This is a genomic window from Streptomyces sp. NPDC005263 (assembly GCF_042872365.1).
GTDB lineage: Bacteria > Actinomycetota > Actinomycetes > Streptomycetales > Streptomycetaceae > Streptomyces.
The window spans coordinates 824,154-837,622 of record NZ_JBIAKJ010000003.1 but is presented as its reverse complement, the minus strand read 5'-3'; the positions used below and the strand labels follow the sequence as shown (position 1 = coordinate 837,622).

The following is a 13,469-nucleotide window of genomic DNA, read 5'->3' as shown; positions in this document are numbered from 1 at the left end:
TCACTCCGGTGAGGGCCCGCAACCCGGGCCGCCCGCTGCGCCGTCGTGGCGCTCCACCACGCTCCGCAGCCGACATGACACAACATCTGGGGGTGCCATCGCGACCCGACACAAGATGTATGCTCATGCTCGCTGTCGCCGCAGGGGAATCCGGTGCGAATCCGGAACTGTCCCGCAACGGTGTACTCATGTGTGCAAAACGTGCGCATGAGAGTCAGTCCGAGGACCTGCCGACAGTGCGCCCGGCCATCCGGCCCGGGTGCATTGACGTCCGGGCCTCGTGGAATGGGCCGGTGGACGCGACGCCGTGTGCGCTCGTGTGCCGCTGCCCGTCCTGGGGCCCCTGCCGAGCGAGGGAGAGCCCCCACGTGACCATCGCGTCAGCCGATCCGGTATCAGCGACAGCTCCTGTGGAACCCGATGGCCCCGGAACCGCGTTGCAGCGGACCCTGGCCGAGCTGACCGCCGACCTCCCCGACGCCGACGCCGTCCGGGTCGCCGCCGCCGCGCTGCGCGGCCGCTCCGCGCGGGCCGACGAGTCGGAGCTGCGCGAGCTGGCCACCGAGGCTGCCGCCGGCCTCATCTCCGAGGACCCCGTCTACTCGCGGCTGGCCGCCCGTCTGCTCGCCATCAGCATCCGCGCCGAGGCCGCCTCACAGGGCGTCACGTCCTTCACCGGCTCGGTCGCCGTCGGGCACCGGGAAGGCCTGATCGCCGACCGTACGGCCGAGTTCGTGCGGGTCCACGCGGACCGCCTCGACGCCCTCATCGACCCGCAGGCCGACGACGGCTTCGGCTATTTCGGACTGCGCACCCTGCACAGCCGCTATCTCCTGCGGCACCCGATCACCCGCCGCGTGATCGAGACGCCCCAGCACTTCATGCTCCGGGTGGCGTCCGGTCTCGCCGAGGACGACACCCACCGCTCCGTCGACGAGGTCGCCGCGCTCTACGGGCTCATGAGCCGGCTCGACTACCTCCCGTCCTCCCCCACCCTCTTCAACTCCGGCACCCGGCACCCCCAGATGTCGTCCTGCTATCTCCTCGACTCCCCCGAGGACGAGCTGGACTCCATCTACGACCGCTACCACCAGGTGGCCCGGCTCTCGAAGCACGCGGGCGGCATCGGCATCGCGTACTCCCGCATCCGCTCCCGGGGTTCGCTGATCCGCGGCACGAACGGGCACTCCAACGGCATCGTCCCGTTCCTGAAGACCCTCGACGCCTCGGTCGCCGCCGTGAACCAGGGCGGCCGGCGCAAGGGCGCGGCCGCGGTCTACCTGGAGACCTGGCACTCGGACATCGAGGAGTTCCTGGAGCTGCGCGACAACACCGGCGAGGACGCCCGCCGTACGCACAACCTGAACCTCGCGCACTGGATCCCGGACGAGTTCATGCGGCGCGTGAACGCCGACGCGCCGTGGTCACTGTTCTCCCCCGCCGACGTTCCCGAGCTGGTGGACCTGTGGGGCGAGGAGTTCGACGCCGCCTACCGCCGGGCGGAGGCGAAGGGCCTGGCGAAGAAGACCATCCCCGCCCGTGACCTGTACGGCCGCATGATGCGCACCCTCGCCCAGACCGGCAACGGCTGGATGACCTTCAAGGACGCCGCCAACCGCACCGCCAACCAGACGGCCGAGCCGGGCCATGTGGTGCACTCCTCGAACCTGTGCACGGAGATCCTGGAGGTCACGGACGACGGGGAGACGGCGGTCTGCAACCTGGGCTCGGTCAACCTCGGCGCCTTCGTCAAGGACGGGGACATCGACTGGGAGCGGCTGGACGAGACCGTCCGCACCGCGGTGACCTTCCTCGACCGGGTCGTCGACATCAACTTCTACCCGACCGAGCAGGCGGGCCGCTCCAACGCCAAGTGGCGTCCGGTGGGCCTCGGCGCGATGGGGCTGCAGGACGTCTTCTTCCAACTGCGCCTGCCCTTCGACTCACCCGAGGCCAAGGCGCTCTCCACCCGTCTCGCCGAGCGCGTCATGCTCGCCGCGTACGAGGCCTCCGCCGACCTCGCCGAGCGGAGCGGTCCGCTGCCGGCCTGGGAGAAGACCCGCACCGCCAAGGGTGTCCTGCATCCCGACCACTACGACACCGAGCTCACCTGGCCGGAGCGCTGGGCCGCCCTGCGCGCCCGGATCGCCGCCACCGGGCTGCGCAACTCCCTGCTGCTCGCCATCGCCCCCACCGCCACCATCGCGTCGATCGCCGGCGTGTACGAGTGCATCGAGCCGCAGGTGTCCAACCTGTTCAAGCGGGAGACGCTGTCCGGTGAGTTCCTCCAGGTCAACTCGTACCTGGTGAAGGAACTGAAGCGGCTCGGCGTCTGGGACGCGCGCACCCGGGAGGCCCTGCGCGAGGCCAACGGCTCGGTGCAGGACTTCAGCTGGATCCCCGAGGACGTACGGGCCCTGTACCGCACGGCGTGGGAGATCCCGCAGCGCGGCCTGATCGACATGGCCGCCGCCCGGACCCCGTTCCTGGACCAGTCCCAGTCCCTGAACCTCTTCCTGGAGACGCCGACCATCGGCAAGCTCTCCTCGATGTACGCGTACGCCTGGAAGTCGGGCCTGAAGACGACGTACTACCTGCGCTCACGCCCGGCGACCCGTATCGCCCGCGCGGCACGAGCCGCCGTCCCCGTCCAGCAGCCGGCACCCGAGGACGCCGTCGCCTGCTCCCTGGAAAACCCCGAGTCCTGCGAGGCCTGCCAGTAATGACCAGCACCACCCGTAACCAGAACCTCCTCGACCCTGGCTTCGAGCTGACCCTGCGCCCGATGCGCTACCCGGACTTCTACGAGCGCTACCGGGACGCCATCAAGAACACCTGGACCGTCGAGGAGGTGGACCTCCACTCGGACGTCGCCGACCTCTCGAAGATGACGCCGGCCGAGCAGCACCTGATCGGCCGCCTGGTCGCGTTCTTCGCGACGGGCGACTCGATCGTCGCGAACAACCTGGTGCTGACCCTCTACAAGCACATCAACTCCCCCGAGGCGCGCCTGTATCTCTCCCGGCAGCTCTTCGAGGAAGCGGTCCACGTCCAGTTCTATCTGACCCTGCTGGACACCTACCTGCCCGACCCTAAGGACCGGGCCGCCGCCTTCGACGCGGTGGAGAACATCCCGTCCATCCGCGAGAAGGCCGGGTTCTGCTTCAAGTGGATCAACGAGGTCGAGAAGCTGGACCGGCTGGAGACCCAGGCCGACCGCCGCCGCTTCCTGCTCAACCTCATCTGCTTCGCCGCCTGCATCGAGGGCCTGTTCTTCTACGGTGCCTTCGCCTACGTCTACTGGTTCCGCAGCCGGGGCCTGCTGCACGGTCTGGCCACCGGCACCAACTGGGTGTTCCGCGACGAGACGATGCACATGAGCTTCGCCTTCGACGTCGTGGACACCGTCCGCAAGGAGGAGCCGGAGCTGTTCGACGACGGGCTCGAGCAGCAGGTCACCGACATGCTGAGGGAGGCCGTCGAGGCCGAGCTGCAGTTCGCGCGCGACCTGTGTGGTGACGGCCTCCCGGGCATGAACACCGACTCGATGCGGCAGTACCTGGAGTGCGTCGCCGACCAGCGCCTGACGCGCCTCGGCTTCGCCTCGGTGTACGGCTCCGAGAACCCCTTCTCCTTCATGGAGCTGCAGGGGGTTCAGGAGCTGACCAACTTCTTCGAGCGGCGTCCCTCGGCGTACCAGGTCGCGGTGGAGGGCACCGTGGACCTGGACGAGGACTTCTGATCCTCGGACGCCTCGCGGGCCTCCTGGGCCTCCCTGATCTGACGGTCGATGCGCCGGTCGCGCAGGATCCCGACCGTGGACGGGAGGGCCAGGAGGACGAGGATTCCGAGGACGGTGAGCATTCCGATCAGTCCTTGTGTCTGTGCGGTAGTCATGACATCACTGTCGCGTCCCGGACTCCTTACCGACAGTGGCAGGACTGCCGCACACCCTCGATTTACTGCCAGCCCTGAGGCACACTGGCGGCATGCTGCAGAACGTGGTCGCCGTCCTGCTCGACGGTGTGAACCCTTTCGAACTGGGCGTCGTCTGCGAGGTGTTCGGCACCGACCGCAGTGACGACGGCCTGCCCGTGTACGACTTCGCGGTCGTCTCGGCCGAGGGGCCCACCCTCAACACGCGCTCGGGCTTCTCGATGCGGGTGGAGCACGGCCTGGAGCGCCTGGAGTCGGCCGACCTGATCGCCGTACCGGCGGGTGCTCACTACGACACCCGGACCTTCCCACCGGAGATGTTGGACGCCCTGCGGCGCGGAGTCGACCGCGGGGCACGGGTACTCAGCGTCTGCTCCGGCGTCTTCGTGCTCGCCGCGGCCGGGCTGCTCGACGGCAGGCGCTGCGCCGTGCACTGGCATCACGCGGACGCGCTGGCACGGGCGTATCCCCGGCTGACCGTCGAACCCGACATGCTCTACGTCGACGAGGAGCCCGTGATCACCTCGGCCGGCACCGCCGCCGGTATCGACGCCTGTCTGCACATCGTGCGCAAGGAGCAGGGCCCCGAGGTGGCCAACAAGATCGCCCGGCGGATGGTCGTACCGCCGCACCGGGAGGGCGGCCAGGCCCAGTACATCGAGCGCCCGTTGCCGCGGTCGCAGGGCGACACCGTCGGCGAGACGCTGGTGTGGATGGAGCGGCACCTCGACCAGGAGGTCACCGTGGAGCAGCTCGCCGAGCGCGCGCACATGTCACCGCGCACCTTCGCGCGTCGCTTCCAGCAGGAGACGGGGACGACTCCCTACCGCTGGATCCTGCGACAACGGGTGCTGCTGGCCCAGCGGTTGCTGGAGGCGACGGACGAGACGGTGGACACGATCGCCGGTCGCACCGGGTTCGGTAACGCGGCCGCGCTGCGTCACCAGTTCGTCCGGGTGCTCGGGACCACCCCGAACGCCTACCGGCGCACCTTCCAGGGGCCGGAGGCGGGCGCCGAGGCCGGTACCGACGCCGCCTGACCCCTCAGCCCTCGCCCCGTCTCCCGCGCCGTTGCCCTTCGGTCCTCGCCGCACCGGTCGCGGTCCCGCCCCGTCACCGCGGCACCGCCTTCAGCAGCAGCCGCTTCGGCCGCAGGGTGATGCCCACCCGGGTCGACTCGTCTGCCTCCGGGAGCCGTTCGAAGCGCCACCGGGGGATCACGGTCGCCAGGATGATGCCGAGTTCGGCCACCGAGAAGTGGTCGGCGGGGCATTTGCGGTTGCCCGCGCTGAAGGGGCTCATCGCGTACTTCGGCACCTCCTCGGAGTGTCCCGGAAGCCAGCGGTCGGGGTCGAAGTCGAGGTGCTGCTGGTACGACCGCGGGTCGCGCTGGAGCGCCAGCGGGCTGTACACGATGTCCGCCCCGGCCGGAATGCGATACCCGCCGAGCTCGGTTTCGGCCATCGCCCGCCGAGTCAGAATCCAGACAGCGGGGCGTAGGCGCAGCGCCTCGGTGACGACATTGTTCGTGTGGGTGAGCTTGTGGAGATCGCCGAATGTGATCGCACGGTCGCCCACGACCGATTTCACCTCTTCGCTCACCCGGTCCGCGTGTTCCGGATGTTCCGCCAGCAGCTGCAAGATCCACATCAACTGGGACCCGACGGTTTCGCTGCCCGGGGTGAGTATCGCAATGACCTGATCGTGCACCTCCCGGTGGTTGACCGGTTCACCGTTTTCGTCCTTTGCCGCCAGCAAGGCGGTGAGCAAATCGTCGGGCTTCTCGGTGGCGGCACGGCGTTCCGCGATGACCTCGTCGGCCAGCAGATGCAATTCGGCCAATGCCCGGTCGAATTCCCGGTGCGAGGGCAGCGGGAGCCGGTAGAAGGGGCCGAAGGAGAGGATCATCCGCCGGTACATACCGCCGAACACGGTGGCGAGGGCGGTGCTCAGCCGCTCGGCCAGATCGTCGATGTGCTCGATCTGCAGGAAGCACCGGGCCGTCATGCGCACCCCCACCCGGAACGCCTCCGAGGTGACGTCGACGGTGTCCCCCGGCTGCCAGCGCGCGGCGAAGGCCAATGACTCCTCGACCATGACCCGCTCGTACTCGTGGATGACGTCCTTGCGGAACGATGGCTGGATGGTCTGCCGCTGGCGTCGGTGCAGCGGCCCGTTGCTGGTCGCGACCCCCTTGCCGAGCAGGACGTCCAGGGTGTCCCAGAGCGGCCCGCCGATCTCGTAGCCGGGGCTGGTCAGCATGTCGCCGACGAGGTGCGGCGCGGTGACGGCGTGCACCGTCTTCGGTCCGAGCCGCAGCCGGACGAGGTCGCCGTCGTCGCGCAGCCGGGCCAGGAAGCCCAGCGGGTCGCGGACCAGCTTCCAGCCGTGGCCCAGGCCCAGGGCGCCCCCGCCCGCGAGGGGCGCCTCACGCACCTCCGCAGTCGAAGAGGTCCCGGGCTTCACAGACTCGACGGTCATCACTCACCTGCCGCTTCGTTGTTGACGTACGGGGGTGTGGACGGGTCGTCCCAGCTGTCGACCCGGTACCGGCCGGACTCGTGGTGGAACCAGTAGACGGTGCTGAACCAGTTCCGCATATTGCTCACGCAGGCCTCGACGGCGGCGCTCAGTTCTTTTCCGTGAACGGTGCCGTCGGCCAGTTCGTCGGAGAGGCTCAAGGCGTCCTGTTCGGCCACGAGGAATTCCGTCACGCATTCCTCCACACGCCGCCGGACTTCCGCTATCGCTTCTTCCAGGGTCAGCCCCTCGTGTTTGATGAGACTGATCCCGAGATTGTGCACCTCGTCGCCCGCCAATTCCTTGGGAAGTGAGCAGAGGTCGTTGTACCAGGCGGCGAATTCCTGGCTCAGCAGTGCCGCCCGTCGATATGCCGGATGGTTTCTGACCCGCGCCGGCAGTTCGCGGCCGGCGCTCGGCTCAAGCAGGTCGGTCCAGATCCAGTGCGCGAAGGTGAGACGGCGCAGCGTCAGGTATTCCTCGACCGTCGGGACGATCCCCTCGGTGCGGTTGCCGAATTCCCGGTCGTACGCCTCGATCACCTCGTGGAAGTGGCCGGCGAAGCGGGTGTTCCACGTCCGGGGCAGGAACGAGTACAACCGCACCATGCTGTCGGCGAACGCGGCGACCAGGGGATCCTCGTGATGCAGATGGTCCCGCGGGGAGTCCAGGGCCCGGTGCAACCGGAACCTGAGCTGCCGCCAGGCGGCGCGGCGGCCGTGCACGATGTCGCGGTCATGGCGGTCGTCCCAGGCGAAGAACCACGCGCTGTAGTCCGCTATCGCCTGGAGGACCTCGTCGGGGGCGCCCAGGTAGTAGCCGGCCATGAGGTCGGTGTAGCACAGGCCATCGGCATATTCCCTCACCTTGTCCGCCGACATGAGCCGTTTTTCCGTCAGCCAGCTTCGGGTCTTCTCTTGAAGCCTGGGCCAATACGGGTGCAGTTGCCTGGGAAACGCTGCCTCGATCACCGGGAGAGAGAGTGACGGTGGAACCGCGATCGCCGTCGGTGTCGATGTGGTGCTGTGTGGGAAAGCAGGCACGAACAAACCCCTTCCAGCCGCCAGTTGACGCACGCCCCTCCCGCCGTGCCGGGCGTGCGCCGTTGCGTATCCCCGCACTTCCATTCAGCACCACAACTGACCACTATGGGAACGGATTTGCTCCATTCGCTATCCCACAGTGCTGAGATTCTCCTGTTGCCTGACTGGTTCTTGATCACTGGAGGAGTAGGAGCGATCGAACGTGCGAGGGACAGACGTACGGCGCCTGTCGAGGGGGCAAAACCCCTGAACAGGCGCCGTACGGAAGGGAGATGTGAGGCCCGGGGGGCGTCAGTCGTTGGCGACCACGGGGTAGCGGGGCTCGTTCTCGGCCATCTGCCGCAGCGCGTCCTTGCGCTCACGCTTGGAGAGCCGGTCGATGTAGAGGTACCCGTACAGGTGATCGGTCTCGTGCTGCAAACACCGAGCGAAGTAGCCGGTGCCGCGGACCTTGACGGGGTTGCCCTTCTCGTCCTGGCCGGTCACCTCGGCGTAGTCAGGGCGAGCCAGCGGCGCGTACGCGGTCGGCACCGACAGACAGCCCTCGTTGCTGTCGTCCAGACGGCGCTTGTCGGCGGGCAGGTCGACGACCCTGGGGTTGCAGACCACCCCGACGTGCCGCTGGCCCTCGTCGTCCATGCAGTCGTACACGAAGACCTTCAGGTCGACGCCGATCTGGTTGGCGGCCAGACCCACACCCTCGGCGGTGCGCTGCGAGGCGAACATGTCCGCCACCAGCTGGTCCAGCTCCGCGCCGAACTCGGTGACGTCCTTGCACTCCTTGTGCAGCACCGGGTTGCCGACCACCGTGATCGGCCGCGAGGTGCCACGCTCACGCCAGGCGGTCTCGCGCTCCTCGGTGTCCTCGGTGTCGATGACGAAGCCCTCGTCGTCCACGGGGAGCACGCCCGTGTGCTGCTGATCGGTGTCCTGCTGCGCCATGACCGACGTATGCCTTCCTGCAAGCCTGGGAATTTCTGCGAGTACAGCCTAAAGGCAGCCCCGCAGCGCAGGATCCGTTCAGCAGACCTCTTCCAGATCCCGCCAGTCCCTGGACTCGGGACTGTCCGCGACCCACCCGTCCAGCAACCCCCGGACCAGCGAGGCCGGCGCGGCCACCCCGCACTCCCGCTCCGGCACCCACAGCTGCCCGTCGGTCCGGTGCTGGAGCGGCCCGGGATGCCCCGGCTCGCTGTGATCATGCGGGTCGAGGTGCTCGCCGTCGCCCTCGTCGGACGGCATCCGCGACTCGGAGCACATCCGGCACAGCAACCGCACCGACGACGACCAGTCCTCCGCCGCGAACCCCGCGTCCGCGGCCAGCTGCTCCAGCGCGTCCCGGTCGTCCTCGCTCGCGGCCTCTAGCAGCACCACCCAGGTGGGCACCGGCGACGGCGCCCACAGCTCGATCTCGTCGAACACCGGATACGCGTGCCCGGCCGCGGTGGTCCGCTCCCCGTGCGGCACCCCGTCGTGCAGGACGACCTCGCCCCAGCGCCGCCCGGACGACGGCAGCGGAATGGACAGCACCTCGATGCGGGCGGGATCCAGCCGGCGTCCCCACACCACCTCAGCCTCCCCTTCCGGGGACAGGCGTACGGCCGCGCTGCCGAGGTCCATGCCGAGCGGTTCGCCGTTGGCGGTGGCGCCTCCGGGCACCCGCAGCCCGTACGCCTGCCAGGCCCGCCGCGCCAGCGGCCAGTCCTGCAGGGCGGTGGCGGCGATGCCGACGTTCCACCAGTCGGGCGCCCCGGTCTCCCGGTCGAGCAGTGCCACCGCACGCAGTCCCGCCGCCCGGGCCTGCTCCCAGTCGTGCCGGAACTTGTGGAGGAGGGCGAGGTTGAACCAGGACTCCGACAGCCAGGGCTCCAGATCGGCGGCCCGCGTCAGCAGTGCGCCCGCGTCCTCGTACCGACCGTCGCCGATCAGCGTGAACGCACGGTCTGTGGCCTGCCGCCAGGAGGCGGAGGGCCGGTGCCGTCCCTTGCCGAAGATCCTCACGATTCCCGCCTGCCAGTTCCGTTCAGTGGGCTGGCTGTGCCCCCGGACACCCTCTCCATCGCATCCAACCACGTACGGCTGGAAGGGCGCTCATTACCCATGGGTTACCCAGCCTGGGCGGGGGTCAGACAGTCCCTTGTCAGGACTCTGGCCAGCGCCTCGACCACCTCGGGCGCGTACACCCCGGCGCCGCCCAGGCGCAGCTCCTCCAGTGCCGTCAGGGACCCGCCGGGCCCGGCGTCCCGCGCCTTCTCCTCGAACGCGTTGACGGCCCGCACGATCCGGGCGCCGAGCGGCTGCTCCGCACAGGGGTCGGCCTGCCGCTCCACGACCGCCGCGACCTGCGCGTTCACCCCGGTCTGCCGGACCACCGCGCCGCCGAGCAGGGCGATGCGGCGCTGCTCCGACTGGGGCAGCGTGGCGGTGGCGCCCGCCGGTACCGGGTCGACGAGGCTCAACTGCCCGATGTCGTGCATGAGGGCCGCGTACTCCACCACGGTGAGCTCGGACCCGGACAGCCCGAGATCCCGGCCGACCGCGAGACTGAGCGCGGCGACCCGGCGGGCGTGCCCGGCGGGGGTGTACCCGGCGATCTCGGTGGCCCGGGCGAGGGAGGCGATGGTCTGCCGGTAGGTGGCCCGGACGGCGGCGTAGCGCCGCAGGGACAGCTGGGTGAGCAGCAGCGGCAGTGAGAACACGGGCACCGCCCACAGGCCGACGACGGCCACCCCGAGTGCCATCACCGCCCCGCTCGCGCAGACCGCGGACCCGATCCCGAGCAGCGCCCGCAACTCGTCCCGCAGCAACGGACCGAAGGGCCAGCGGGTGCGGGAGTGGGCCAGCGCGGCGGCGAGCACGGCGTCGCACAGCGCGGTGAGCGAGAGCAGCGCGAGCACCAGCAGGGCATACGCCGGACCGTCCCAGTTTCCGAACCTCCCCTGGTGGTAGAGGGGTTGGAAGCACGCGGCGGCGAACCCGACGGTGAGCACCCGGCGGGCCAGATGGTCCAGGGTCGGACCGTGGCCGCGCGCGATGTGCGGCACGCTGCCGAGGAGGGCCGCGGCGAGTACGACGCCGACCACCTGGAGGGCGCCGTGCCGCGTGGGCTGCCCGGCGTCCGCCCCTTGCAGGGCGTACGCCAGTGCCCCCGCGGCCGCCAGTGGCGCTGCCTTTCCGCTCTGGGCGCCGGTCCACCGGGTGAGCTCACCGACGGTGACCAGTGCTCCGAAGGCCAGGGCGACACCGCGTTCCTCGAGGCCGGTCCGGCAGGTGACGGCGAGGGAGACCAGGGCGAGGAGAGCGGCACAGGTGTGGACGAGGGTGAGCAGGAGGGGACGCCGGCGGTGGTTCATCGGTGTGCTCCCGGCAGGCGGGCGTCCGAGGGGCGGGGCCGGGGCGGGTGTGCCGTCTCGTCCCCGGTGACGGCGGGATACCAGCCTCCCCCGCTGTCGGCCTCGCTCGGGCGCGGGTATCCCCATCGGCCCAGTGCTCGCACCAGGGCCGTCACCATCCGGGGGTCGAACTGGGTTCCGGCACAGCGGCCGAGTTCCTCCAGCGCCGCGTGCACGGGCCGCGCCCGCCGGTAGGAGCGGGTGGACGTCATCGCGTCGAACGCGTCCGCGACGGCCACCACGCGTGCGGACTCCGGGATCTGACAGCCCGCCAGACCGTACGGGTATCCGCTTCCGTCCAGCCGCTCGTGGTGGTGCAGCACGGCGGCCCGGGCTTCCCCGAGGAAGGAGATCCCCCGCACCATCTCGTGCCCGTACTCGGGATGCAGCTCGATCACCCGCCGCTCCTCGGCGGTCAGCGGGCCGTCCTTGCGCAGCAGCCGGGTGGGCACGCCCAGCTTCCCCACGTCGTGCAGGATCCCGGCGAACCGCAGCACCTCGACGCGTTCTTCGGGCATCCCCAGTTCGCGGGCGATCATCATCGAGGCCTGCCCGACCCGCTCGCTGTGCCCGCGCGTGTAGCAGTCCTTGATGTCGACGGCCTGCACGAGCGCCCGGATCGTCGCCTGGTGGGCGGCCCGCTCCCGGTGGTACTGCGCGAACACCCACCAGGACACACACATCGGCAGCAGCACCAGCAGCGCGGCGACGGGCCCGTAGGGGCTGCGCCACAGCACGGCCATCATCAGCCCGGCGAGCCCCTGCACGGCGACCGGCGCGAGGGAACGCAGGAACAGCCCCCGGCAGGCCCGTCGTACCGGGACGCGTTCCGCGAGGACCAGGATGCCCGCGTCCAGCACGCTCAGCGCCAGGCAGAACGCGAGCACCGCGGCGCCGGCCGGGGCGAGCGCGTACGGGAAGTCGGGGTCGCCGACGGCGTCCGCTCCGCCGAGCGCCCAGTGCACCCGCGCGGCCACCCACACGCCGACGCCGAGCTGGGCGGCCCGCCACACCCGCCGCAGCCAACGGGAGCGCTGCTCCACGCGGGACAGCAGGGCCCCCGGCAGCGCGACCAGCGCGGCGGCGGGCGGTGGCAGCAGGAAGGCTCCGGCGAGCAGGACGGGGTGGAACGTTCCGGCGAACCGCCGACGGGCGGTCGCCCGCTCACAACCGGCGTACAGCGCGGCGAGCAGGACGACCGCCCACCAGGGTGTGCGCACGCCGGGCAACGGGGCCAGGCAGATCAGCGCGAGGGCGACGACACAGGCGACGTACACCCGTGCCCGTGCCGGTACCGCGTCCATCGCGCCCCTCCCCGGCCATGCCTGCTCCGGGTCCGGAGCCTAGGACGGCGGGAGGGGAGGCGCGGGCTCATGGCCCGCGGTTAGCACGTTCGGGTGATGACTGGCCGTTCAGCGCGTGTCCCGGACCCGATCGGGCAGGGACGGGGGCGGGAGTTCAGGACTCCTGCGGGGTCGCGGTGACGTCGTGATCGGGCACGGCCTGGCCGGAGCGGATCAGGTCGAGCCGCCCCAGGACCTTGGCGCGCAGGTCGGTCGGCACGTCGTCATGGCCGCAGCACCGCTTGACCAGCTTCTTCACGGCCTCTTCCAGGCCGTACTTCTCCAGGCACGGCGAGCACTCCGTGAAGTGCTGCTTGAACTTGGCGCGGTCGACATCCGGCATCTCACTGTCGAGGAACTCGTAAAGATGATCGAGTACCTCACTGCAGTCCGTCTCGTGCGGCTCTCCGCAGCTCATGAGCCCGAACCTTTCGCTTCGTCCGACTCTCCCGCACCGGCCGGGACCAGCCCGCGGTCACGGGCGTAGTCCTCCAGCATGCCGCGCAGTTGACGGCGGCCCCGGTGCAGCCGGGACATCACCGTACCGATCGGTGTCCCCATGATGTCCGCGATCTCCTTGTACGCAAAGCCCTCGACGTCCGCGAGATAGACGGCGATGCGGAATTCCTCGGGGATCGCCTGAAGTGCTTCCTTCACGTCCGAGTCGGGCAGGTGGTCGAGCGCCTGCGACTCGGCTGAGCGCAGACCGGTCGACATGTGCGACTCGGCGCGGGCGAGCTGCCAGTCCTCGATCTCCTCGGCCGCGGAGCGCTGTGGTTCGCGCTGCTTCTTGCGGTACGAGTTGATGAAGGTGTTGGTCAGGATCCGGTACAGCCACGCCTTGAGGTTGGTGCCCTCGCGGAACTGGTGGAAGGACGCGTACGCCTTGGCGTACGTCTCCTGCACCAGGTCCTCGGCGTCGGCCGGGTTGCGCGTCATCCGCAGAGCGGCCGAGTACATCTGGTCGAGGAACTCGAGCGCGTCCCGTTCGAAGCGCGCACTGCGCTCCGCGGTCGACTCCGCGCCCGCGCCGCCCTGGCCCTCGGGCTGCTCCGCCTGGCCGTGATCGGTCCCTGCGTCGGTACCGGTGACCGGACCCACCTCCTCAAGATTCCGGACGTGACCGAGACCGGTCCCGCCAGAATCGGAGGATAGACGACGATCCGGTCCGCCCGCCGCCCGAAGGGGGGCGGTCTTCGCCGCGTGCAGCACCGTCCAGTCCAGGTCGGCGCGGG

General features: G+C 70.0%; 12 protein-coding genes and 1 riboswitch. Of the genes, 3 read left to right on the top strand and 9 right to left on the bottom strand.

Annotation, left to right across the window (positions count from 1 at the left end; genetic code table 11):
- The first annotated feature begins 144 nt into the window (after positions 1 to 144).
- Positions 145 to 228, top strand: a riboswitch (cobalamin riboswitch).
- Between the two features lie 140 nt (positions 229 to 368).
- Positions 369 to 2,723 (top strand): ribonucleoside-diphosphate reductase subunit alpha, encoded by a 2,355-nt coding sequence (locus tag ACFYRY_RS17485; protein WP_389145646.1) that lies wholly within the window; start codon positions 369 to 371, stop codon positions 2,721 to 2,723.
- Positions 2,723 to 3,742: a ribonucleotide-diphosphate reductase subunit beta gene (locus tag ACFYRY_RS17480; RefSeq protein WP_389145644.1), complete on the top strand. Its 1,020-nt coding sequence runs from the start codon at positions 2,723 to 2,725 to the stop codon at positions 3,740 to 3,742. The genes ACFYRY_RS17485 and ACFYRY_RS17480 overlap by 1 nt, the downstream gene beginning before the upstream one ends.
- Here the strand turns inward: ACFYRY_RS17480 and ACFYRY_RS17475 are convergent.
- Positions 3,655 to 3,897, bottom strand: coding sequence for a hypothetical protein (locus tag ACFYRY_RS17475; RefSeq protein WP_389145641.1), 243 nt, complete (start codon positions 3,895 to 3,897; stop codon positions 3,655 to 3,657). The genes ACFYRY_RS17480 and ACFYRY_RS17475 overlap by 88 nt on opposite strands.
- Before the next feature lie 92 nt (positions 3,898 to 3,989).
- On the opposite strand from ACFYRY_RS17475, the gene ACFYRY_RS17470 reads away from it, so the two are divergent.
- A complete protein-coding gene (locus tag ACFYRY_RS17470) occupies positions 3,990 to 4,976 on the top strand; it encodes a GlxA family transcriptional regulator (RefSeq protein WP_389145638.1) in 987 nt (328 codons plus the stop codon).
- 73 nt (positions 4,977 to 5,049) lie between these two features.
- On the opposite strand, the gene ACFYRY_RS17465 is transcribed toward ACFYRY_RS17470, so the two are convergent.
- From ACFYRY_RS17465 to sigR, 8 genes are all read right to left on the bottom strand, one after another.
- The gene (locus ACFYRY_RS17465) at positions 5,050 to 6,417 is read right to left on the bottom strand and encodes a cytochrome P450 (RefSeq protein ID WP_389145635.1); all 1,368 of its coding nucleotides are present in this window, start codon (positions 6,415 to 6,417) and stop codon (positions 5,050 to 5,052) included.
- Positions 6,417 to 7,499, bottom strand: a complete 1,083-nt coding sequence (gene cyc1 / locus ACFYRY_RS17460) for an epi-isozizaene synthase (RefSeq protein WP_389146308.1) — start codon at positions 7,497 to 7,499, stop codon at positions 6,417 to 6,419. Before cyc1 ends, ACFYRY_RS17465 begins: the two co-directional genes overlap by 1 nt.
- 291 nt (positions 7,500 to 7,790) lie before the next feature.
- Positions 7,791 to 8,441 (bottom strand): peptide deformylase, encoded by a 651-nt coding sequence (gene def / locus ACFYRY_RS17455; protein WP_389145631.1) that lies wholly within the window; start codon positions 8,439 to 8,441, stop codon positions 7,791 to 7,793.
- Between the two features lie 78 nt (positions 8,442 to 8,519).
- The gene (locus ACFYRY_RS17450) at positions 8,520 to 9,500 is read right to left on the bottom strand and encodes a hypothetical protein (protein ID WP_356763554.1); all 981 of its coding nucleotides are present in this window, start codon (positions 9,498 to 9,500) and stop codon (positions 8,520 to 8,522) included.
- A 104-nt stretch (positions 9,501 to 9,604) separates the two neighbouring features.
- Positions 9,605 to 10,852 carry an HD-GYP domain-containing protein gene (locus ACFYRY_RS17445; RefSeq protein ID WP_389145627.1) on the bottom strand — a complete coding sequence of 416 codons (1,248 nt, stop codon included), beginning with the start codon at positions 10,850 to 10,852 and terminating at the stop codon, positions 9,605 to 9,607.
- A complete protein-coding gene (locus ACFYRY_RS17440) occupies positions 10,849 to 12,195 on the bottom strand; it encodes an HD-GYP domain-containing protein (protein ID WP_389145624.1) in 1,347 nt (448 codons plus the stop codon). The genes ACFYRY_RS17445 and ACFYRY_RS17440 overlap by 4 nt, the downstream gene beginning before the upstream one ends.
- 154 nt (positions 12,196 to 12,349) lie before the next feature.
- A complete protein-coding gene (gene rsrA / locus ACFYRY_RS17435; RefSeq protein WP_389145621.1) occupies positions 12,350 to 12,652 on the bottom strand; it encodes a mycothiol system anti-sigma-R factor in 303 nt (100 codons plus the stop codon).
- Entirely contained in the window at positions 12,649 to 13,335 is a 687-nt protein-coding gene (sigR, locus tag ACFYRY_RS17430) for an RNA polymerase sigma factor SigR (protein WP_389146305.1), read from the bottom strand. The genes rsrA and sigR overlap by 4 nt, the downstream gene beginning before the upstream one ends.
- Between the last annotated feature and the right edge of the window lie 134 nt (positions 13,336 to 13,469).